Annotated in this window: 17 protein-coding genes; 15 read left to right on the top strand and 2 right to left on the bottom strand. The window is 74.7% G+C overall.

Going from position 1 to position 20026, the window contains the following annotated elements; all coding sequences use genetic code 11:
- The 5 genes from ACIRS1_RS38085 to ACIRS1_RS38065 all read left to right on the top strand — a co-directional run.
- The coding region (locus ACIRS1_RS38085) for an amidohydrolase family protein (protein WP_402847232.1) at nucleotides 1–381 on the top strand (381 nt) is incomplete at its 5' end.
- Nucleotides 382–857: 476 nt separating this feature from the next.
- On the top strand, nucleotides 858–1907 hold the full coding sequence (locus ACIRS1_RS38080; RefSeq protein WP_402847230.1) for a substrate-binding domain-containing protein: 1050 nt from the start codon (nucleotides 858–860) through the stop codon (nucleotides 1905–1907).
- 141 nt (nucleotides 1908–2048) lie between these two features.
- Nucleotides 2049–3707: a sugar ABC transporter ATP-binding protein gene (locus ACIRS1_RS38075; protein ID WP_402847228.1), complete on the top strand. Its 1659-nt coding sequence runs from the start codon at nucleotides 2049–2051 to the stop codon at nucleotides 3705–3707.
- Nucleotides 3704–4744, top strand: coding sequence for an ABC transporter permease (locus ACIRS1_RS38070; RefSeq protein WP_402847226.1), 1041 nt, complete (start codon nucleotides 3704–3706; stop codon nucleotides 4742–4744). The genes ACIRS1_RS38075 and ACIRS1_RS38070 overlap by 4 nt, the downstream gene beginning before the upstream one ends.
- Before the next feature lie 164 nt (nucleotides 4745–4908).
- Nucleotides 4909–6600, top strand: coding sequence for a ricin-type beta-trefoil lectin domain protein (locus tag ACIRS1_RS38065; protein ID WP_402847224.1), 1692 nt, complete (start codon nucleotides 4909–4911; stop codon nucleotides 6598–6600).
- 103 nt (nucleotides 6601–6703) lie between these two features.
- Here ACIRS1_RS38065 and ACIRS1_RS38060 read toward each other — a convergent pair whose 3' ends face one another.
- Complete coding sequence (locus tag ACIRS1_RS38060; protein WP_402847234.1) at nucleotides 6704–9967, bottom strand: bifunctional cytochrome P450/NADPH--P450 reductase; 3264 nt, start codon at nucleotides 9965–9967, stop codon at nucleotides 6704–6706.
- Between the two features lie 327 nt (nucleotides 9968–10294).
- Between ACIRS1_RS38060 and ACIRS1_RS38055 the strand changes: the two genes are divergently transcribed.
- A complete protein-coding gene (locus tag ACIRS1_RS38055) occupies nucleotides 10295–10975 on the top strand; it encodes a LuxR C-terminal-related transcriptional regulator (RefSeq protein ID WP_402847222.1) in 681 nt (226 codons plus the stop codon).
- 112 nt (nucleotides 10976–11087) lie between these two features.
- Here the strand turns inward: ACIRS1_RS38055 and ACIRS1_RS38050 are convergent, their stop codons facing one another.
- Nucleotides 11088–12023: a LysR family transcriptional regulator gene (locus ACIRS1_RS38050; RefSeq protein WP_402847220.1), complete on the bottom strand. Its 936-nt coding sequence runs from the start codon at nucleotides 12021–12023 to the stop codon at nucleotides 11088–11090.
- Nucleotides 12024–12163: 140 nt separating this feature from the next.
- Between ACIRS1_RS38050 and ACIRS1_RS38045 the strand changes: the two genes are divergently transcribed.
- The 9 genes from ACIRS1_RS38045 to ACIRS1_RS38005 all read left to right on the top strand — a co-directional run bounded on the left by ACIRS1_RS38045 (nucleotide 12164) and on the right by ACIRS1_RS38005 (nucleotide 19824).
- On the top strand, nucleotides 12164–13405 hold the full coding sequence (locus tag ACIRS1_RS38045; RefSeq protein WP_402847219.1) for an MFS transporter: 1242 nt from the start codon (nucleotides 12164–12166) through the stop codon (nucleotides 13403–13405).
- A 126-nt stretch (nucleotides 13406–13531) separates the two neighbouring features.
- Complete coding sequence (locus ACIRS1_RS38040; protein WP_402847218.1) at nucleotides 13532–14236, top strand: hypothetical protein; 705 nt, start codon at nucleotides 13532–13534, stop codon at nucleotides 14234–14236.
- Between the two features lie 126 nt (nucleotides 14237–14362).
- Nucleotides 14363–14794 (top strand): tRNA (N6-threonylcarbamoyladenosine(37)-N6)-methyltransferase TrmO, encoded by a 432-nt coding sequence (tsaA, locus tag ACIRS1_RS38035; RefSeq protein WP_402847216.1) that lies wholly within the window; start codon nucleotides 14363–14365, stop codon nucleotides 14792–14794.
- A gap of 163 nt (nucleotides 14795–14957) precedes the next feature.
- Nucleotides 14958–15845, top strand: coding sequence for a hypothetical protein (locus ACIRS1_RS38030; protein WP_402847215.1), 888 nt, complete (start codon nucleotides 14958–14960; stop codon nucleotides 15843–15845).
- A 96-nt stretch (nucleotides 15846–15941) separates the two neighbouring features.
- Nucleotides 15942–17333 carry an FAD-dependent oxidoreductase gene (locus ACIRS1_RS38025; RefSeq protein ID WP_402847212.1) on the top strand — a complete coding sequence of 464 codons (1392 nt, stop codon included), beginning with the start codon at nucleotides 15942–15944 and terminating at the stop codon, nucleotides 17331–17333.
- A 181-nt stretch (nucleotides 17334–17514) separates the two neighbouring features.
- Nucleotides 17515–17856, top strand: coding sequence for a hypothetical protein (locus tag ACIRS1_RS38020; protein WP_402847210.1), 342 nt, complete (start codon nucleotides 17515–17517; stop codon nucleotides 17854–17856).
- A 297-nt stretch (nucleotides 17857–18153) separates the two neighbouring features.
- Complete coding sequence (locus ACIRS1_RS38015) at nucleotides 18154–18579, top strand: hypothetical protein (RefSeq protein ID WP_402847208.1); 426 nt, start codon at nucleotides 18154–18156, stop codon at nucleotides 18577–18579.
- 100 nt (nucleotides 18580–18679) lie between these two features.
- Nucleotides 18680–19141: a MarR family transcriptional regulator gene (locus ACIRS1_RS38010; RefSeq protein WP_360219343.1), complete on the top strand. Its 462-nt coding sequence runs from the start codon at nucleotides 18680–18682 to the stop codon at nucleotides 19139–19141.
- Between the two features lie 128 nt (nucleotides 19142–19269).
- Nucleotides 19270–19824: a hypothetical protein gene (locus tag ACIRS1_RS38005; protein WP_402847207.1), complete on the top strand. Its 555-nt coding sequence runs from the start codon at nucleotides 19270–19272 to the stop codon at nucleotides 19822–19824.
- The last annotated feature ends 202 nt before the right edge of the window (nucleotides 19825–20026 follow it).

Below are 20026 nucleotides of genomic sequence, written 5' to 3'. Positions count from 1 at the left end.
GTCGCCCTGATCACCGACGCCATGGGCGCCGCCGGCATGGGCGACGGCCTCTACCCCCTCGGCCCCCTCCAGGTCCGCGTCCAGGACGGCGTCGCCATGCTCCCCGACGGCAGCTCCATCGCCGGCTCCACCCTGACCCTCGACCGGGTGTTCCAACGGGCCGTCACCGTGGGCGGGCTGACCCTCGCCCAGGCCGTCGAGTCGCTCTCCACCACCCCCGCCCGACTGCTCGGCCTCGCCGGCACCACCGGCTCCCTCGAGACCGGCAAACTCGCCGACCTCGTCGCCCTCGACTCCGCGACCTACGACCTGGTCGCCGTCATGCGCCGCGGCCACTGGGTCCTCGGCGCCGAGCGCTTCGACGTGGTGACACCGGCCTGACGGCCCCCGGGACGCCGACGGCCACCCTCCCCGACGGGGACGGGCGGGGACCAGGCGCCAGATTTAAACATCAATCAACAAATTCAGCCACCCTGACGGTACGCAACTGCGGCGGGTCCGGGGCCACCAGAGGGCCCTGGACCGCCCTGTCAGCATGCTCCTGCCAGGCCTATTGACGCTGCCCCGGCTTTGCTCGAAGCTGTCCAGGGCAACGGAGCACCAGACCGACAGACGATCCCGATCACAGCAACGACCTGCTGTGACAGGCGAAATCACGACTCAAACCACCGATCTCGCCACCGTCCGCGGCGTGGTGACACCACCACAAGGCCTCCCCGACTCCCGCCGCGAAACCTGGGCTTGACTCGCCTCCGAGCTGGGCACCCTCCCAGGAACCGTCACGTTTGATTGCGACGTTTTCTGATCGCTTCTGTTGTTTCCCGTAGCTCAGTCCCCCACCCCTCAGGAGCCCCGCCATGCACCTCTCCCCCCGTGGCCGACTGGCCCCGATCGCCGCCCTGAGCCTGGTCACCACCCTCGGGCTGACCGCCTGCTCCACCGGGCAGACTTCCTCCGGCGCCGCCGACGCCCCGGTCGCGCCGGTGTCCGGCAAGGTCTCGATCACCTACCTGCAGAAACAGGGCGACCAGCAGTACTTCGTGGACGAGGCCGCGGGCGCGAAGGCCAAGGCCGCCGAACTGGGCGCCGACCTGAAGGTGGTGAACCTCGGCAACGACGCCAACCGGACGGTCGGCGAAGTGCAGGCCGCGATCGCCCGGAAGAGCAACGGCCTGATCATCGTGGTGCCGGACCCGGCGGTCGGCCCGCAGGTCGTGCAGACGGCCCGGGACGCGAAGGCCGCACTGCTCACCTCCGACGACCAGGTCTGCACCAGCGGACCGGCGCCGGCACAGTGCGCGGCGACCGACCTGGTGCCCCGGATCGGCTTCTCCGGCCAGCAGATGGGCCAGCAGGTCGGCCGGCGTGCCGCCGAGGAGTTCCGGAAGGCCGGGTGGAACGCCGCCGACACCCGGATCATCTCCGCGTGGAAGCAGGACGTCACCGTCTGCGGCGACCGCGTGAAGGCCGCCGGGGCCGCCTTCGACCAGGCCGTGCCGGGCGTGCAGCTGCTCGACGTCGCCACCGACAACTCCCCCACCGGCGCGCAGGACAAGGTCGCCGCCACCATCACCGCCAACCCCGGCGTGAAGCACTGGGTGGTCTGGGGCTGCAACGACGAGAACGTCCAGGGCGCCGTCACCGCCCTGCAGAACGCCGGGATCAGCCCGGACGACATCGACGGCGTCGGCCTGGGCGCCTACCTCGCCTGCAAGGACTGGGCCGCCGGCAAGCCCTCCGGGATGAAGGCCGCTCTGTTCATCAGCGGCCGGGACGTCGGCGCCCTGTCGGTGCAGACCATGTACGACAAGCTCAAGAACGGCAAGGACTTCCCGCAGGAGGCCTTCGCCCCGACCACCATGGTCGACCCCGCAACCTGGCGGTCCGCGGGCGTGTCCTGCAGCTGACGCCTCGTCCGGCGCCCACCGGTGGCGGCCCGCCACCGCGCCGCGGGCGTCGCCCCGGCAGACCCCGCCCCCGGCCGCGCCGGCCGGACCCACGGCCCCTCCCGACCGTTCGCACCGCACCGCACCGCCGACGAGGCCCAGATGACCACACCCGTACCGCCCCCCGTCCCACCACCGAACCGGCCCCCGGGCCTGAGCGCCGAGGGCGTTTCCAAGCGCTTCGGCGCCGTCCGGGCGCTGGAGGGCGTCACGCTCGACTTCCCTCCCGGCCGGGTCACCGCCCTGATGGGCGAGAACGGCGCCGGCAAGTCCACCCTGCTGCGCATCCTCACCGGCGACCACCGCCCCACCGAGGGGCGCGTCCTGCTGGACGGCGAGACCGTCGACCTGCACTCCCCGCAGGACGCCCGCCGCGCGGGGATCCGGATCATCCCGCAGGAGCCCGAGATCATCCCGCACGTGCCGGTCGCCGAGAACGTCTACGCCGGCGCGTTGCCACGCACCCGGCTGCGCCTCCTGGACCGCGCCGGGCTGCGTCGCCGGATCACCGCGGACCTGGCCAGGCTGGGCTTCGCCAAGGTGCTCGACCCCGACCTGCTCGGCTCCGAACTCACCCCTGCCCAGCGCCAGTTGGTCGAGATCATGCGAGCCCTCACCGGCTCCGTCCCGCCCCGTGCGATCGCCTTCGACGAGCCCACCTCCTCGCTCTCCGAGCACGAGGTCGAGGCCCTCTTCGCCCTGATCGGACGGCTGCGGGACGCGGGCGTCGCGGTCGTCTACGTCTCCCACCGGATGAAGGAGGTCTTCCGGCTCGCCGACCGCATCGCCGTACTGCGCGACGGCCGGGTCGCCGGCGTGGTCGAGGCCGCCGCCACGGACGAGGCGGAGCTCGTGCGCCTCATGGTCGGCCGGGACCTCTCCTCGCTGTTCGTCCGTCAGCAGGTCGCCACCGAGCGCGTGGTCCTCGACGTCCGGGGCCTCACCACCGACGACGTCGCCGGTGTCAGTCTCCGGGTCCGGGCGGGCGAGGTGGTCGCGCTGGCCGGCCTGATCGGCGCCGGGCGCTCCGAGCTCGCGCTCGCCTTGGCCGGCGACGCCCCCGTCCGCTCGGGCACGGTGGCCCTCAACGGCGAGGTGCTACGGCTGCGGAACCCGCGTGACGCCGTCGCCGCCGGAATCGGCCTGGCCCCGGAGGAGCGCAAGGCCCAGGCGCTGTTCCTGCAGCGCTCGATCCGCGACAACACCTCCCTGGTGAGCCTGCACCGGCTCCGTCGCTGGCGCTTCGTGCGGCGCCGCCAGGAGCGGGCCCTCGCCCAGGAGTACGCCGACCGCCTGCGGGTCCGCGCCCCCTCCGTCGAGGCCGACGTCCGCACCCTCTCCGGCGGCAACCAGCAGAAGGTCGTCCTGGCCCGCTGGCTCGCCCGCAAGCCCGACCTGCTGATCCTCGACGAACCCACCCGCGGCGTCGACGTCGGCGCCAAGGCCGAGATCTACCGGATCATCGCCGACCTCGCCCGCGAGGGCACCGCCGTCCTGGTCATCTCCTCCGAACTGCCCGAGGTCCTCGGCCTGGCGGACCGGATCGTGGTGATGCAGAACGGCCGCACGACCGGCGAACTCACCCGTGACCAGGCGACGGAGGAGGCCGTCCTCGCCCTCGCCATGGCCGAGGACCTCGCCGCGGCCGCCGACCCCACCACCACCGGCGCCTGCGCCTGCGCCTGCGCCTGCGCCTGCGCCTGCGCCGACGCAGCGACCGCCAGCGCCACCGACGCAGCCCAGACCGGAGAGACCCGATGACCACCGCCACTCCCCCGACCGCCCCGGCCCCCGACGCCGGGGCCCTGCCCGCACGGTCCGGCGGCCCGCGCCGCCTGCTCGCCGCGATCGGCGGCCAGAACCTCAGCCTGATCGGCGCCCTCGTCGCCGTGGTCGCCCTGTTCGGCTGGCTCGACCCCAACTTCGTGGGCTGGGACAACATCCGGGTCATCGCCGAGGCGGCCACCATCTCCGGCCTGCTGGCCGTCGTGCAGACCGTCGTGATCATCTGCGGCGGCCTGGACATCTCGGTCGGCTCCCAGGCCGGCCTCGCCTCCGTCACCAGCGCCATGGTGTTCACCTCCGCCGGCGCCAACCCCTACCTCGGCATCGGCGCCGCTCTGGCCATCGGCGCGGGCATCGGTCTCTTCAACGGGGCCGTGATCGTCTACGGCCGGGTCAACCCCACCATCGCCACCCTCGCCGGGCTCGCCGCCTACAAGGGCGTCGCCCAACTCGTCTCGGACGGCCGCGCCCAGGGCTACGTCCTGGGCGATCCGGTGTTCGTCTTCCTCAGCCGCGGCAGGATCGCCGGCCTGCCCACCATGGTCTGGCTGCTGATCCTCACGGCCGTCGCCGTGCACGCCCTGCTCACGTACACCGACATCGGCCGCAACGTCTACGCGATCGGCGGCAACGACACCGCCGCCCGCCTGGCCGGCATCAACCTCAACAAGTACCTCCTCGCGGCCTACGCCCTCTCCGGCACCGTCGCGGCCCTGGCGGGCATCCTGCTCACCGCCCGTACCGGCAGCGGCCAGCCCGTCTCCGGCAGCGAGGGCCTGGAGCTGCAGTCGATCACCGCCGCCGCCCTCGGCGGCTGCGCCCTCAAGGGCGGCCGGGGCGGTGTCGGCGGCACGCTGCTCGCCGTCGCCCTGCTCGGCGCGCTGCAGAACGGCCTCACCGTGCAGGGCATCAACTCCTTCTGGCAGAACGTCGCCCAGGGCGCCCTGCTGGTCGCCGCCGTCGTCATCCAGCAGCGCCGCAACCGCGAGCGCGCGGTCGGTCTGCCCGCCTGACCGGGCGCTCCCCTGCGCGGGAGCGCCGCGGCAGACCCTGTGTCCAGAACTCGACAGACTCTGCTCAGAGTTGCTCATTAGGTCATTCATATTGACAGTACTGCGCAGAAGCAGTGCACTTGGGGCGCACTTCTCCTCACCTCCCCCTGAGCAAGGAGTCCGCCGTGCCCCCCTCCCGCACACCCCGGCGCCGGCTCGCCGCCGGCGCCCTGTCCGCCGCGCTGCTCGCCCTGTCCCTGGTGTCCACCGCACCCGCCCAGGCCTCCCCCGCCCCCGCGCCCGCCGGCGGCGCCCTCGCCGCCACCCCGCCGATGGGCTGGAACGACTGGGCCCACTACCAGTGCGCCATCGACGAACGCACCGTCACCGCCAACGCCGACGCCCTCGTCTCCACCGGACTCGCCGCCAAGGGCTACGACACCGTGACCGTGGACGACTGCTGGATGTCCACCGCCCGCGACCCCGCCGGCAACCTCACCGCCGACCCGGCCAAGTTCCCGCACGGCATGGCCTGGCTCGGCTCCTACCTGCACGCCCGCGGCCTGAAGTTCGGCATCTACGAGGACGCCGGCTCCACGACCTGCGGCGGCTATCCCGGCAGTGGCCTCGGCACCCGCGGCGAACCCGACCACTTCGCCCAGGACGCCGCCGCCTTCGCCGCCTGGGGCGTCGACTACCTCAAGCTCGACGGCTGCAACCTCCACCTCTCGCCCGGCCAGAGCCAGCAGCAGGCCTACCGCCAGGCCTACGACGCCCAGGCGGCCGCGCTGCGCGCCGCCGGCCGGGACATCGTCTTCTCCGAGTCCGCGCCCGCCTACTTCCAGTCCGGCGAGTGGGGCAACGCCGACTGGTTCAAGGTGCTGTCGTGGGTCGGCCAGGACGGCCAGCTCTGGCGCGAGGGCTACGACATCGCGACCTACGACGCCGCACACCCGAACGCGAGCCGCTGGTCCAGCGTCCTCGGCAACTACGGCTACAACCGCTGGATCGGCTCCTTCGCCTCGCCCGGCCACTGGAACGACCCGGACTTCCTGATCGCCGGCGACGCCGGACTGACCGACGACGAGGCCCGCAGCCAGGTCGCGCTCTGGTCGATGTCGGCCGCGCCGCTGATCCTCTCCTCCGACGTCTCCAGGCTCTCCGCGGCCGGCCTCGGCGCGCTCGGCAACACCGCGCTGATCGCCGTCGACCAGGACCCGCTGGGCCGGCAGGCCGCCGTGGTCTCCAGCACGGCGACCGCCGACGTGCTGGCCAGGCCGCTCGCCGGGGGCGACCGCGCGGTGGCCGTGCTCAACCGCTCGAACAGCACGCAGACGCTCGGCGTCGCGCTGAGCGCCGTCGGCCTGCCCGGCTGCACCGTCACGGCCCGGGACCTCTGGACCGGCGCCACCTCGACCACCTCGACGGCCCTGAGCCAGAGCGTCCCGGCCCACGGCACCGCCGTCTGGCGGCTCACCCCCGGCGCGGGCTGCGCGGCCGCCGTGCCCACCGGCCAGGTCACCGGCAACGGCGCCCGCTGCCTGGACGACTCCGGCAGCGGCACCGCCGACGGCAACCCGGTGATCCTCTACGACTGCACCGGCAACGCCAACCAGCGCTGGGCCAGGGCCGCCGACGGCACCGTCCGCACCCTCGGCAAGTGCCTGACCGCCACGGGCGCCACGGCCGGCAGCGCGGTGGTGCTGAGCACCTGCGGCAGCGGGCTCCAGCAGTGGACGGCCGGGCCGGACGGCACGCTCGCCGGCTCCGGCCTCTGCCTGGACGTCTACGGCGGCGGCAGCGCCAACGCCACCCGGGTGCAGCTGTGGACCTGCGGCGACCACCAGGCCAACCAGTACTGGTCGCTGCCGGTCTGACGGCCGCGGTACGGCTCCGCCGGGGGCGCCACCGTCGACACCCCCGGTTCCGCCGGGTGCGCCACGGCCCTCCGGCGGAACCGGCCGGTCGCCCGGCGCCGGGTCAGCCCGCGTACACGTCCTCCACGTAGCGGCCGTCCTCGACCAGCCCCTGGAGCCAGCCCCGGGCCCGCTGCTCGTCCGCGCCCGGCGTCCGCCGCAGGAAGAGGTCGCGGAAGGCGGCCCACACGCCGGGCGCCATCCGGGCGCCGTCCCCGCACACGTACACCTGCGCGCCGGCAGCGAGCAGCGCCCAGACCTCCGCCCCCTCGGCCGCGACGCGGTCCTGGACGAAGCGCCGCCCGTCGACGGGCCGCTCGCTGAACGCGGGCCGCAGCGACACCGCGCCGGCCCGCTCGGCCGCCTCGAGTTCGCCCCGGTGCAGGTAGTCGGCCGCCGGGTCGTCGCAGCCGAAGTACAGCAGCGCCGGGGAGAGTTCGGCCCCCGTGGCGAGCAGCGCGCGGCGGTCGGCCACGGCGCCGCGGAAGGGCGCCAGCCCGGTGCCCGCCGCGATCATGATCACCGGTGTGCGGTGGCCGATGCGGAACACCTCCCGGCAGGGCCGGACCCGGGCCAGCACGGTCGCCCCGACGGCCAGCCGGCCCAGGTACCCGGAGCCGGTGCCGCGGAAGGCACCGCGGCCCGAACGGGCGGGGGCGCTGAGCACGGAGACCATCAGGTCGACCTGCCGCGCGTCGCCGGTGGGCGAGGAGGAGATCGAGTAGTGCCGGGGGCGGATCGGCGGCAGCAGCTCCAGCAGCACCGGCCAGGTCAGCACCCCGCGCAGGGCCGGGTGGTCCTCGATCAGGTCCAGCAGGGTGCGCGGGTCGTCCTCGGGGAGCCCGGCCAGGGCGGCCCGCTCGGGCGGGCAGGGGTTGAGCGCGGCCAGTGCGGCGCGCTGCGCGGCGGTCGGCCGGTCCTGCAACTCCACGTGGTGGGTGAGCAGTTCGCGGACGGTCAGCGGGCGGTCGACGGCCGGGCCGGTGCGCCGGTGCGCCACGACGGAGAGCACCGTCTCCGGGTCGGCGCCGAACAGCCCGGCGGCCCGCTCGACCAGCGCCGGGTCGTTGGCCGGCAGCACGGTGAGGTGGTCGGCCGTCCGGTAGTCGACGCCCGCCGGCAGCCTGAGGCGGACCAGCCGCTTCACCCGGGGGTATCCCGGGTCGGTCAGGTGGCCGACCTCGGTGACGGTGAGCTCGCTCATGCCGTGCCGGGCGGCCAGCGCGTCCAGCGGGCCGCCGGCCAGTTCGGTCACCGTGTAGGCCGCCGCCTCCTCCACCGGGCGTGCGGCGGGCGCCTCGGCGTCCCCGTACCGCTCCAGCAGGAGGTCGCGCAGGGCGGTGGTGAAGGCCTCCACCGTGCCGGCCAGGTCGCCGGAGGCGTCGGCCTCGCCGCGGGTGAGCAGCCGGGTGCCGCCGAGGGCGGCGAGCCGCTCGTCGATCAGCACCGGGACGCGCTGGTAGGTGGCGGCGTAGGTGCGGTCGCCGACGCCCAGCACCGCGTACTCCACGCCGTCGGCCGCGCCGTCCGGCGACTCCCGCAGGCTCCGGACGAACGCGGCTGCGTCGTCGGTCGGTTGCCCGTTGTACGAGGCGGCGGTGATCACCACCGGGCGGTCGGTGGGCAGCCCGTCCGCGTAGGCGTCCAGCGGGGCGGTCGCGGTCTCGCAGCCGAGCGCGGCGGCCGCCTCCGCGAGCTGCCGGGTGAACTCGCGGCAGGCCCCGTAGTTGGAGCCGTGCAGGAGCAGCAGGCCGGTGCCCTGACGGACGCGTCCGGGCCGGCCGGTCGCGGTGCGGGCGGGTGCGTCGGGTGCGGAGCGGGTGTCGGCGGCGGCCGGGGGTGCGGGCGTACGCGGGGCGAGGGCGAGGGTGAAGCCGTCGGGCTTGATGGTGAGGGTCTGCTTGACCGCGAGCCGGTAGTCCGCGTGGTCGATCAGCCGGTAGCGGTGGACCAGCATGGCAAGCAGCATGGTCGCCTCGTGCAGCGCGAACTGCCGCCCGATGCAGGCCCGTTCGCCGGTACCGAAGGGCTTGAAGGCGTGCGCGGAGCGCGCCGCCTCCGCCTCCGGGTCGAACCGGGACGGGTCGAACAGCTCCGGGTTGTCGCCCCAGGCCGGGTCCCGGTGCAGCATCGTGGTCGCCACCAGGACGGGCTCCCCGGCGCGGACCGGGATCCGGCCGCCGAGCAGGGTGTCCACCCGGGCCTCGCGGCTGAAGGCGGGGGCCGTCGGCCACAGTCGCAGCGCCTCGTTGAGCACCTGCCGGGTGTGGCGCAACCGTCCGACGTCCTCGTAGGAGGGCTGCGGGTCGGCCTGGTCGCCCCAGAGCGCGTCCACCTCCTGCTGGACCTGCCGCAGCACGGACGGGTGTTTGACGAGGTGGTACAGCGCGAAGGACAGCGCGCCCGAGGTGGTCTCGTGCCCGGCGATCAGGAAGGTGATCACCTGGTTGCGGATGTTCGCCGGGTCCAGCCGCGTCCCGTCGGCGGGGTGGACCGCGCCCAGCATCAGGCCGAGCAGGTCCTCGGCCGGCTCCCCCCGCGTCGCGGCGGTCGTGGCACCGCGCGTCGAAGCGGTCGTCGCGGCGGTCGTGGCACCGCGCGTCGAAGCGGTCGTCGCGGCGGTCGTCGCACCGCCGGGCTGCTCGCCCGCGGCCGCCGCGCCGTCCTGCCGCCCGTCCGAGGTGCGCGCCGCGATCACCTCGTCCACCACCGAGGCCAGGTAGTCGGCGTCCCGGCGGAAGGCCGCGTCGCGTTCGGTGTGGTCGAGCTCCGGGGAGCGGATGAGCCTGGTCATCGCCCATTCCAGGCAGCGCACCATCGCCTCGACGAACGGGTGCGGCTCGTCCCGCTCGAAGGAGCCGAAGTCGAAGCCGAACCCGGCCAGCCCGATGGTGTCCAGGGTCATCCGGGTCATGTCGCCGGACACGTCCACCGTCAGTCCGGCGGCCGCCCGACGGTCCCAGGTGTCGATCAGCCGGCGGGCCACCCGCAGCATCACCGGGTGGTAGGTGCGCATCGAGCCGAGGGCGAAGGCGGGCATCAGGATGTCGTGCGCCCTGGACCAGTTCGGCTCGCCGTTGTAGGCGGTGAACAGGCCGTCCCCGGTGAACTCGCGGACGTTCTCCAGCGCCGGGCCGATCGCCTTGGTGAAGCGCTCCTCGTCGGCCAGCTCGGCGACCAGTTCCAGGCTGCCGACGATCAGGGTGTCCCGGCCGTGCAGCCGCTGGACGAAGGCGGGGCCGTGCGTTCTGCCCAGTTCCAGGGTGCGCAGGACGGGGGCGGCCGTCGGAGGGGCCGAGGAGATGTCCACCACCGGGACTCCGGTCATGGCACCGGCCGACGCCCGGGTCAGGGGCTCGGTCAGGGACTCGGTCGACGACTCGGGTAGGAACTCGGTCAGGAACCCGGTCAAGGACGTGGCCGGGGACCCGGTCGAGGAGTCCGGCACGGTGTCCGTCATCAGTGGTCCGCCTTCCGCAGCAGGAACGTTGTCGGCTCTCCCTCCACTCTGAGCCGCCGGACGGACCCGCGGGCCGCGGTCACTACATGATTGTGTAGTGCCGACGCGGTCCGCAGACTTGCCTACGAACCGTCAGGTCTGCCTGCCGACCCTGAGGACCCGACCGACCCGGCTACCGGAGGAGACGAACGGCGCATGGGAGCCATCGACGAATGCGGGCTGGCGACGGACCCCCGGCAGAACCCCGCGGTGGTCTGGCGCAACCGCGCCCTGCGGCTGCTCGACCACGTGTCGATGCCCATCGCCGTCTGCGAGTTCGGCGGCCGTCTGCTGATCGCCAACCGGGCGATGGCCGCCGAGTTCGGCCTCCTGCCGGGCCAGCTGCGGAACCGGAGGATCCTGGAGTTCTTCACCCTCCGGGACAGCGCCACCCTGCCGGCCCTGGCCGAGGCCGTCCGGCTGCACCGCCGCTCGCGGTACCCGGCCCGGGTCTCCTGGTCCCCCGCCGACGGCACCCGGCGGCACGGCGAGATGACCGTCGACCTGGTCGGCGACACCCCGGAGGAGACGCCCTCGCTGCTGCTCTCGCTCAGCCGCGTGGACGCGCCCGCGCCCGCCGTGCCGCCGGCGGACCGGCGCGCCGAGGCCAGCCCGGTCGAGGCCCGGATCCTGGCCGCCGCCGCCCGGGGCGCCACCACCGCCCACATCGCCCGGGAGATCGGGCTCACCCCGGACGGCGTCAACTACCACCTCGCCCGGCTGAGCCGGCGCTGGCAGGTGCCCAACCGCACCGCGCTGGTCGCCCACGCCTACGCCACCGGTGTGCTGGCCGCCGGCACCTGGCCCCCGGAGCCCGCCAGGGTCGCGACGGTCTGAGCGGGCCCGCCCGGCCCGGGGCGCGCGAACCCGGCCCGTCCGGACCCAACACGTCCGATCCCGGCCCGTTCGGCCCCGGCTCCCTCGAACGCGCGCGGCCCTGACGCCGCGTTCAGCGCGGGGACACCCAGCCCGGCCGCCAGGTCCCGGCCGCGTCGTGGCCGGCCGCCGTCGCGGCCAGGTGGGTGCGCAGGGTGGCCAGCGCCGGGTGGGGGTTGTCCCGGTGCCACAGCAGCGAGTGCGGGTAGACGGGCGTCGGAGCGGTCACCGGGATGCGGCGCAGCCCGTGGCCGGTGGGCCAGACCAGGCGGGTGTCCACTCCCGTGAAGGTGGCCAGGGCCGGGGTGTCGGCGATGGTGTCGAGCAGGGCGTCGGAGCCGAAGTTGGGGCCGGTGGCCTCGATGGTGAGACCGAACTCGGCGGCGAGGTCGTCGTAGTAGGCGCCCCATTCGCTGCCGGGGACGATGCCGGGGATCCAGATCCGGTGGCCGGCGAGCTCGGCGGGGGTCACCGACCGTGCCTCCGCCAGGGCGTGGGCGGGGCCGGTGAGGAGCTGCAGGGTTTCGTCGACCACCCGGACGGAGGCGATGTCCTCGGGAAGCGGCCGGCCGGGCATCGCGACGGCGCGGAAGGACGCGTCGATCGCGCCGGAGCGGATGGCGGCCACGGCGTTCTCGATGTCGAGGAGCATCAGCACGTCCAGGTCGATCCCGGGGTGCGTGCGGTGGAAGCCGCGCATCAGCGCCGAGGCCGCGCCGCGCGAGTTGATCACGTCCACCCGCAGCGGGCGGCGGTCGGTGCGCACGGATCCGGCCGCGCGGTCGGCGACACGCAGCAGCTCGCGGGCGTGGGGCAGGAACGCCTGGCCGTCGATGGTGAGGTCGGCGCCGCGGGGCGTGCGGGTGAACAGGCGCACTCCGAGGTCGCGCTCCAGGGCCGCGACGCGCTTGGAGACGGCCTGCTGGGTGATCGACAGCCCGGCGGCGGCCAGCTGGAACTGGCCCGCCTCCGCGACGGCGGCGAAGGTGCGTACGGCTTCGAGGTCCATGCCGACCCACTGTAGGGAACAACGGATGGTTGTGGGTGTGGGCCCATGAGGTTGTTTGACCTGCGCTTGTCCGGGCCGGTTGGCTCTCTCCGGTCAACTCGGGTTTGTTCGGTCGGGGCGGGCAGGGGAGCGTGCTGGGCATGGTGGGCAGGAGGCCGTTGGGCCGGGAGTTCGGCTGGCTGTGGTCGGCGTACGCGGTCAGCGCCTACGGCTCCGGGCTGGGGTTCGGGGCACTGCCGCTGGTCGCCGTACTGGTGGTGCACGCCGGCCCCGCCGAGGTGTCCGCCCTGTCGGCGGTCGGGCCCGCGGTGGGCGCGCTGATCGCGCTGCCGCTCGCACCGTGGGTGGAGGTCCGGCGCAGGCGCCCCGTCATGATCGCCATGGACCTCACCAGGTTCGCGGCCATGGCGACGGTCCCGGCCGCGTACGCCCTGGGTGTGCTCGGCTTCGCCCAGCTGCTGGCGGTCTCGGCCGTGGTCGCCGCCGCCAGGATCGCGTTCACCGCGGCCTCCGGCGCCTACCTCAAGACCCTCGTCCGGCCGGAGGACCTGCTGGTGGCCAACGCCCGCTTCGAGTCCACCACCTGGAGCTCCCTCGCGGTGGGGCCGCCCCTGGGCGGCGCCGCGATCGGCCTGTTCGGCCCGGTCGCCACCGTGCTGGCCGACGCGGTCAGCTACCTGTTCTCCGCCCTGGCCGTCACCGCGATCCGGGGCCGGGAGGCACCGCGGCCGACCGGCGGCAGCCCGGTGCGGGCGGGCGCGGTGCTGGACGGCTGGCGCCACATCCTCGGCGATCCCGGGCTGCGCGCGCTGTACCTCAACAACCTGCTCGTCTCCGGCCTGATCATGGCCACCGAACCGGTGCTGGCCGTGCTCCTCGTCCGCCGGCTCGGGTTCGCTCCCTGGGAGTACGGCCTCGCCTTCGCCCTCCCCTGCCTCGGCGGGCTCGTCGGATCGCGGCTGGCCCGCCGCGTCGTGGCCCGGCACGGCCGGCACCGGGTCCTGCGGACCGTCGGCACACTGCGCGTGGTCTGGCTGGTCGGCCTCGCCTTCGTCCGCCCCGGCGTGACCGGCCTGGTCACGGTGATCGCCGTCGAGCTGGCGATCGTCGTCCACATGAGCCTGTACACCCCGGTGCTCGCCACCTACCGGCTCGAACGCACGCCCGGGCACCTCGTGGCCCGGACCCTGGCCGCCTGGTCGATCGGCCAGCAGGCCTCCGTCGCCGTCCTCACCGCGCTCGGCGGACTGCTCGCCGGCGTCACCGGCCCGCGCACCGCCCTCGCCGCCGCCGGACTGCTCGCCCTGGCGACCCCGCTGCTGCTCCCCCGCCGCGAGCCGGCGCCGCGAGCCGACCGGGAGCCGGCCCGCAGCCGCGCCTGAGGCCCCCCGAGGCGTCCGAGGCGTCCGACGCGTCCGACGCCTCCGGCCCGTCCACCACCGGCGGTGGCACCCGTCCGAAGCGCCCGCCGCACCCGCTGTCCGGGTCACCTGGCAGGATCTCCCGCCATGACGAACGACGTGCCCGCGCCGCGGCGCCCACGACGGCGCAGGAGCCGCGGAAGTGACGACGCGTGGCCGGCGCGCCCGCTGCTGACGGCCCTGTGGCTCCCCGCCGCGGCCGTCCTGCTGCCGGTCGGCGGCGCGCTCGGCGCCTTCGGCCCCTGGCTGCTGGCGCCCGCCCTGGTTCTCGTGATCACCGGGCTCGTCGGTCTGATCACCGCCCTGTGCTGCCTCTGCCCGACGGGCGTCCTGCGGCGGGTGGCGCTGGCGCTGGTGTTCGGCCCGGTGATCGCGGTACCCCTGCTGAGCATGAGCACCGCGCAGGCGACCGTGCTGACGGCCCGCGGCGTCGCCCACTCCGGCACGGTCACCGAGGTGCGGGAGATCCACGGCAGGACGACCAGCTACCGCTGCGCCGTGCGGTACGCGGACGCGCCCGGACGGGTCCGGAGTGTCCACTGCCAGGCGGGTGACACCGTCGGGGAGCAGGTCGACGTCACCGAGGACCCGGGCGGGCTGGTCGACCCGGAGTTCTCCGCCGCGGCCGGGGCGGGCCGGGCGGACCTCGTCCTCGCCGGATTCCTCGACGTCGTCCTGCTGGCCGTCGCCACCGCCTGCGCCCTGGTCGGCGCACTGGTCCACCGCAGCCGGACGCGACGGCGGGCCGCCCCGACGCCCGGCGGCCCGGACGCCCCTCTGGTAGGACGGTGACGCACGACGCCCACCGGCGGCGACCCACCGGACTCCCGGGCACCGACCGGGCACCGACCGGGCGGCGACCGGGCGGCGACCGGGCGGCGACCGGGCGGCGTCCACCACGCGGAGAGGGAACGAACGATGACGGACGAGCACTACCTGGCCCGGGCCATCGGCCGGGTCGAGTCACCACTGCTCCACCGCGCGGACGCCCCCAAACAGGGCGACGAGGGCGGCCCCGACGCCTGGCTCCGCTTCGACCCCTCGGTGGAGCGCGGCCTGCGCGACCTCCGGGTCGGACAGGACGTCCTGCTGCTCACCTGGCTCGACCGGGCCGACCGCGGGGTGCTCGCCGTCCACCCCCGCGGAGACCTCTCCCGGCCCGCGACCGGGGTCTTCGCCACCCGCTCGCCCGACCGCCCCAACCCGATCGGACTGCACCGGGTCACCATCCTCGCCGTCGACCTGCTGGCCGAGGACGGGCCGCGCCTGCGCGTCAGCGACCTGGAGGCCGTCGACGGCACCCCGGTGCTGGACGTGAAGCCCGTCCTGCCCCGCAGCACCGAACGGTAGGGGCGAGGGCCGCCGGCGCCGGGCGGGGGAAGGCCCCGAACGATTGATCGGACTTTTCCGTTATCGCCGGGCCCGCCGGCGGTCTCCACTCCTGTGAGGCCGAACTCCTCGGCCCCGGGCGCCGCCCCGCCGGCACGCCCGCCGCCACGGGAAGGATCCACCGGTGACCGCCGCCCCCCGTCCGTTCGCCCGAGGCTGGCTGCTCGCCTCCTGCATCCCCGCGCTGCTCGTCCTCGGGGTCGTCGCGACCGCGCCACCGGCCAGTCCCGATCCCCGGCCCAGCGGCCCGGCCACCGCCTCCCCGACCGACCCTGGGCTCTCCCAGGCCCTCGGCCAGGCGCTCGGCCAGGGGCTCGCCGCCGAGCAGGACGGCTACCGGCTCGACACCGGCACCACCGAACTGCCCGCGGGCCGCCCGAACGCCTTCCGCTTCCGCGTCATCGGGCCGAACGGCGCGCCGGTCACCGGCTTCACCGCCCACCAGGCCCGCACGATGCACTTCTACGCGATCCGCACCGATCTCACCGGCTACCAGCACCTCCACCCGGAGATGGCCCCCGACGGCACCTGGACCGCCGAGCTCGCCGACCTCGCCCCCGGCACCTGGCGGCTGTACGCCTCGTTCGTCCCCGCCGACGCCCGCCGCGGCCAGGAGCTCGTCCTCAGCCGCACCGTCACCGTGCCCGGCCGGGCCGCCACCGTACCGCTGCCCGCCCCGGCCGGCAGCGCCACCGTCGACGGCTACACCGTCGCGCTGCGCGCCGAACCGATGGCCGGCGCCCACCAGTTGACGGCGACCGTCACCCGGGACGGCAGCCCGGTCACCGACCTCCAGCCCTACCTGGACAGCTACGCCCACCTGAGCGCCTTCCACCAGGGCGACCAGTCCCTGGCGCACCTCCACCCGACCGGCACCGTGGACGGCGACCACGGCGGCCCGACGCTCACCTTCCTCGCCCTGCTCGGCGAGCCCGGCGACTGGCGGGTCTTCCTCCAGTTCCAGACCGACGGCCGGGTCCACACCGCGGAGCTCACCCTGCACGTCGACTGACCCGCCCCGGGCGCGCAGGCGCCCCCTCCCCACCTGCGCCGCAGTGCCACCGGGTAAGATCGTTCCGCAACACGACGCGAGAGCTAAGGGGAGCCAGTGGCGCGGGTTGCAGTGATCGGTGGCGGTATCAGTGGGCTGGGAACGGCGCTCATGCTCGGTCGGCGGGGCCATCCGGTCACGCTCTTCGAACAGGACGCGCGCCAGGCCGGGGACGACCTCGACCGCGACTTCCACGACTGGAACCGGCCCCGAATACCGCAGGCCAACCAGCCCCACTCCTTCCTCGCCCCGGTGCGCGCCGTCCTGCGCGCCGAGGCCCCCGACGTCCACGCGGACCTGCTGGCCCGCGGGGCCCGGGAGTACCACGACTTCGACTGGTTCGACGAGCACCCTCCGCACCGGCCCGGCGACGAGGAGCTGGTGACCCTGCGCACCCGCCGGATCGTGCTGGAGGCCGCCCTGGCCGCGGCCGTGCGGCGGGAACCCACCGTCGAGGTGCGGCGGGGCGTCCGGGTGACCGGCCTCGACTTCGCACTGGACGACCCGGACCGGCCGGACCTCCCGGACCGCGTCACCGGCGTGCGGGCCGGTGCGCACACCCACCCGACCGACCTCGTCGTCGACGCGGCCGGGCGCCGCTCGCCCGTCCCCGGCTGGCTGGTCGCGGCCGGCTGCCGGCCGCCCGTGGTCGAGAACCACCGCACCGGGATCACCTACCTGTGCCGCTGGTACCGCCTGCGCGCCGAAGGACCGCGCAACCCCGGGCGGGTGCAGAACGGCTCCACCGCGGCCTTCGCGCTCGCCGGTGTCTTCCCCTCCGACAACGACACCTTCGCGCTGAGCATGGTGCTCTCCACCGGTGACCCGACGCGCACCGCGCTCACCGACCCCGCGGTGTTCGAGGCGGTCGCCCGCACCTTCCCCGCGACCGCCGCCTGGCTCGACCTCGACCCGGAGCCGCAGTCCGCCGTCCTGCCGATGGCCGGCCTGGACAACCGCTGGACCTCCCTCGTCGACGAGGCCGGACCGGTCGTCACCGGCCTGGTCAACGCCGGGGACAGCCTCGTCCACACCAACCCCACCCTCGGCCACGGCGTCGCCCTGGGCCTGCAGGCCGCCCAGCAGCTCGCCTCCCACGCCGACCGGATCGCCGCCGACCCGGCCGACTACCACGCCTGGACGCGGCAGTCCCTCCGCCCGTGGTTCGACGCGCAGGTCAAGGCCGACCAAGCCGCCGAGCAGCGCCTCGCCGAGGGCACGACCCTCGCCGAACGGCGCGCCGCCGCGCTGTCCGCCTGCGCCTTCGAGGACCCGGTCGTGATGCGGGCCCGCGCCCAGGTGCGCCACCTGGTGCGGTCGGCCGCGGACGCCTACGGCAGCGACGAGGTGGAACGCCACGTCACCGCCTGGCTCGACGCCCGCCCGGACTTCTCCCCCCGGCACGACGGCCCCACCCGGGAGCAGTGGGACGCCCTCGTCCTCGCCTGAACCGCCGGACACCTGAACCGCCGACGGCACTCCGGGCCCCGCGTCCACGCGCGGCGCCGCGCCCCGGAGCGCCGTCGGCTGGACAGCCCAGCACCGTTGGCCGGCTCCGTCCCCGCGAGGTCACGATGACCACGGCGGCCCCTCACCGAGAAGGGGCCCACACCCGACAGGGGTACCGCAGATGAGTTTGATCATGGGTTTCGCCGACGTCACGAAGGACGTCAACGGCGTACCGGTGACCAGCGACCGGATCATGAAGGTCGCGACACCGGAGAAATTCGACCCGAAGCACGTCGAACTGGCCACGAGTGACCTCAGGGCCATCCTCGCGTCGCTCGAGAAGTACCCGGAGAAACACCTGGACCTCCAGAACGCCCTGGTCCGGCAGGACGTGCCCGCCGTCCGCCGACTCGTCGGCGAACTCGGCATCAGCGAGGAGACGTTGTCGGCGGGCGGCGGCCACCTGTGGGGCGTGGTCGTGCTCATCGCGATCGGCTGCGCGGTGGCGCTCGCCCACGACTGAGCCGGCTCCCGGCGCGGGATCCGTTCCGGGCGTGTGCCGTGGAGCGGGTCCCGCGCCGGGTTGGCTCAGCCCTCGACGGCGGAGGTGTGCACGCCGTGCGCACGGGCCGCGGACCCGGTGCGGCGCTGCTCCGGGTCCGCGGCCCGAACACCACCGCGGTGGCGAAGCCCGCCGCGACCAGCTCCGACCACGGATTCCCCGAACCACCCCGCCGGCCCCGGCTCCTTACCGGCGGTGGCTCGTTGATCCGGTGTGACGGATGAGACGGACCGGGGTCAGGCCCCGGTGGTGTGGGCGTTGGCAGTGCGCGAGGCGGCGGACGGGCTGCCGTTCGCCGAGGTGCTGGTGGAGGTCGGCCCCGCGTTGCACGGCGAACTGGTGGAGGCCGCGGTCGACAGCGGGTTCGTGATCGCCGCCGGGGAGCCTCCGGACACCACCGGGCTCGTCGAGGTCGGCGGCGGCCGGGTGGTGCGTCTGGTGCTGGTCGGCGGCCGGTCGGTATGGGAGCCCGACGCCCGGGTCGAGGTGTCGCCCGGCTGGCTGACGGCGGCCCGCGGCCGGGGGGCCGCGCTGGTCGTCCTGGTGCCGCCGGGCACCTGGCCGCCCGGCCTGATCGAGCTGGAGCCCGAGCAGCGCCTCGCCGTCTTCACCGAGCAGCTCGACCGCGAGCGCGCCGCCGGCCGGGTGCTGCACGGGATGGCGCCGGTCCGCCCGGCGTCCTGAGCCGGGCAGCGGGTCGGCCCGTCCGTGGAGGCCCGGCAGTCCCCTGATGTACCGTAAAGCCCGAATGATCCGGAGCCGGGGAGCCAGGGGTGCGAGCACTGTGACCGACGACAGCTCCGACCGGCAGGCCGCGTCCGAGGTCCACGACCGGCTCGGCCACGCCATCAAGCGGGCCGAGCAGGCGCTGATCGGCGAGAAGTCGCGGGTGCTGCGCACCGTCGACCTCACGGTGCCCCAGTACGTCACCCTGCTGCTGCTCCAGCAGTCCTCCGGGATGTCCGGGGCGCAGCTCGCCCGCGAGTGCATGGTCACGCCGCAGACCATGACGACGATCCTGACCAACCTGGAGGCCAAGGGCCTGATCACCCGCGAGGCCTCCAGCATCCACCAGAAGGTGCTGGTGGCCAGGCTCACCCGGTCCGGCCGCACCCTCACGCGGAAGGCGGACGCCCTCGCCCGCGGCGTGGAGCAGCGGCTCTCCGACGCCCTCGACGCCGGGGAGCGCGCCCAGCTGCGCACCCTCCTGGAGCGCTCGACGGCCGCGCTGCGCGGGACGGCCTGAGCGCGAACCCGGCCCGGAGCGCGACCTCTCCGTTCCCGTCCGGCCTCGGGTCCTCCACCGCCGCGTCGGCGGTGATCGGGTGCGGGCGTAGGCTCTCGGACTGATCACCGCCATCGCGAGAGGAAGACATGGGCCAGAAGATCATCCGGTTCTCGGACCTGACCGGCGAGCACGTGGACAACGACAGGGACCTGGTGCGCATCGTGGTGCGCCAGCACCCCGAGCTGGACGGCGGCCCGGTCGAGATCGAGGCGCTGAGCAGTGAGTTGACCGCGGTGGAGGACCTGGCGCTCGATCTGGTGACGATCGAGCTGCACTACCCGGATGCCGGCGAGCCGGAGACGGTGGTGCTGGAGGCCGACGCCTTCGACCGGCTGGCGTCCGCCGCCCCGATGGCCGAGGTGCTGCGCGGTGCCAAGCGCGTGACGCAGGCCGTTCCGGTCCAGGCGGCGCCAGCCGGCTCCAGGGAGCGGGTCAACTACGCCAGCCTGGAGCACGCCGGCCGGCCGCACAAGGGACGCACCACGGAGGCCGAGAAGCAGCTGGTGCAGGGTCATCTCGACGCGATCAACGAGCGGCTGACGGCCGAGGGCGTCCGGCCGATCGACCTGGGCAACGCCGAGCACGTGGCCAGGTACGGTCTGGAGGCCCTGGCGCAGGAGCGCGGGGCGACGCTCGGCTGACCGGAGGAGCGACGGACCCGGGCCCGGCGCAGCGACGGCTGCGCCGGGCCCGGTCGCGCCGGGGCCGCCTCCGAGTCGTCGGCCGGTGGGCCTCGCGGCCGCTCGGTCTCAGAGGGTGTTCGATACCGATTTAGGCTGCCGCGAGGAGTTTCGGGCGGAGGTATTGCCCGATTCTGTCCGGGCTGGCGGTCAGTCGGGTGGC

This window comes from Kitasatospora sp. NPDC101176 (genome assembly GCF_044768035.1).
Classification (GTDB): domain Bacteria; phylum Actinomycetota; class Actinomycetes; order Streptomycetales; family Streptomycetaceae; genus Kitasatospora.
Note: the sequence above shows the minus strand (reverse complement) of the source record. Positions and strands in the feature narration are given on the sequence as shown.

Excerpts from the sequence above, each read along its gene's own strand:
- ACIRS1_RS38050 (WP_402847220.1), bottom strand. The coding sequence starts at position 12,023 with ATGGACCTCGAAGCCGTACGCACCTTCGCCGCCGTCGCGGAGGCGGGC.
- tsaA (WP_402847216.1), top strand. The coding sequence starts at position 14,363 with ATGACGGACGAGCACTACCTGGCCCGGGCCATCGGCCGGGTCGAGTCA.
- ACIRS1_RS38055 (WP_402847222.1), top strand. The coding sequence starts at position 10,295 with ATGGGAGCCATCGACGAATGCGGGCTGGCGACGGACCCCCGGCAGAAC.
- ACIRS1_RS38080 (WP_402847230.1), top strand. The coding sequence starts at position 858 with ATGCACCTCTCCCCCCGTGGCCGACTGGCCCCGATCGCCGCCCTGAGC.
- ACIRS1_RS38070 (WP_402847226.1), top strand. The coding sequence starts at position 3,704 with ATGACCACCGCCACTCCCCCGACCGCCCCGGCCCCCGACGCCGGGGCC.
- ACIRS1_RS38060 (WP_402847234.1), bottom strand. The coding sequence starts at position 9,967 with ATGACCGGAGTCCCGGTGGTGGACATCTCCTCGGCCCCTCCGACGGCC.
- ACIRS1_RS38040 (WP_402847218.1), top strand. The coding sequence starts at position 13,532 with ATGACGAACGACGTGCCCGCGCCGCGGCGCCCACGACGGCGCAGGAGC.
- ACIRS1_RS38005 (WP_402847207.1), top strand. The coding sequence starts at position 19,270 with ATGGGCCAGAAGATCATCCGGTTCTCGGACCTGACCGGCGAGCACGTG.
- ACIRS1_RS38020 (WP_402847210.1), top strand. The coding sequence starts at position 17,515 with ATGAGTTTGATCATGGGTTTCGCCGACGTCACGAAGGACGTCAACGGC.
- ACIRS1_RS38075 (WP_402847228.1), top strand. The coding sequence starts at position 2,049 with ATGACCACACCCGTACCGCCCCCCGTCCCACCACCGAACCGGCCCCCG.
- ACIRS1_RS38045 (WP_402847219.1), top strand. The coding sequence starts at position 12,164 with ATGGTGGGCAGGAGGCCGTTGGGCCGGGAGTTCGGCTGGCTGTGGTCG.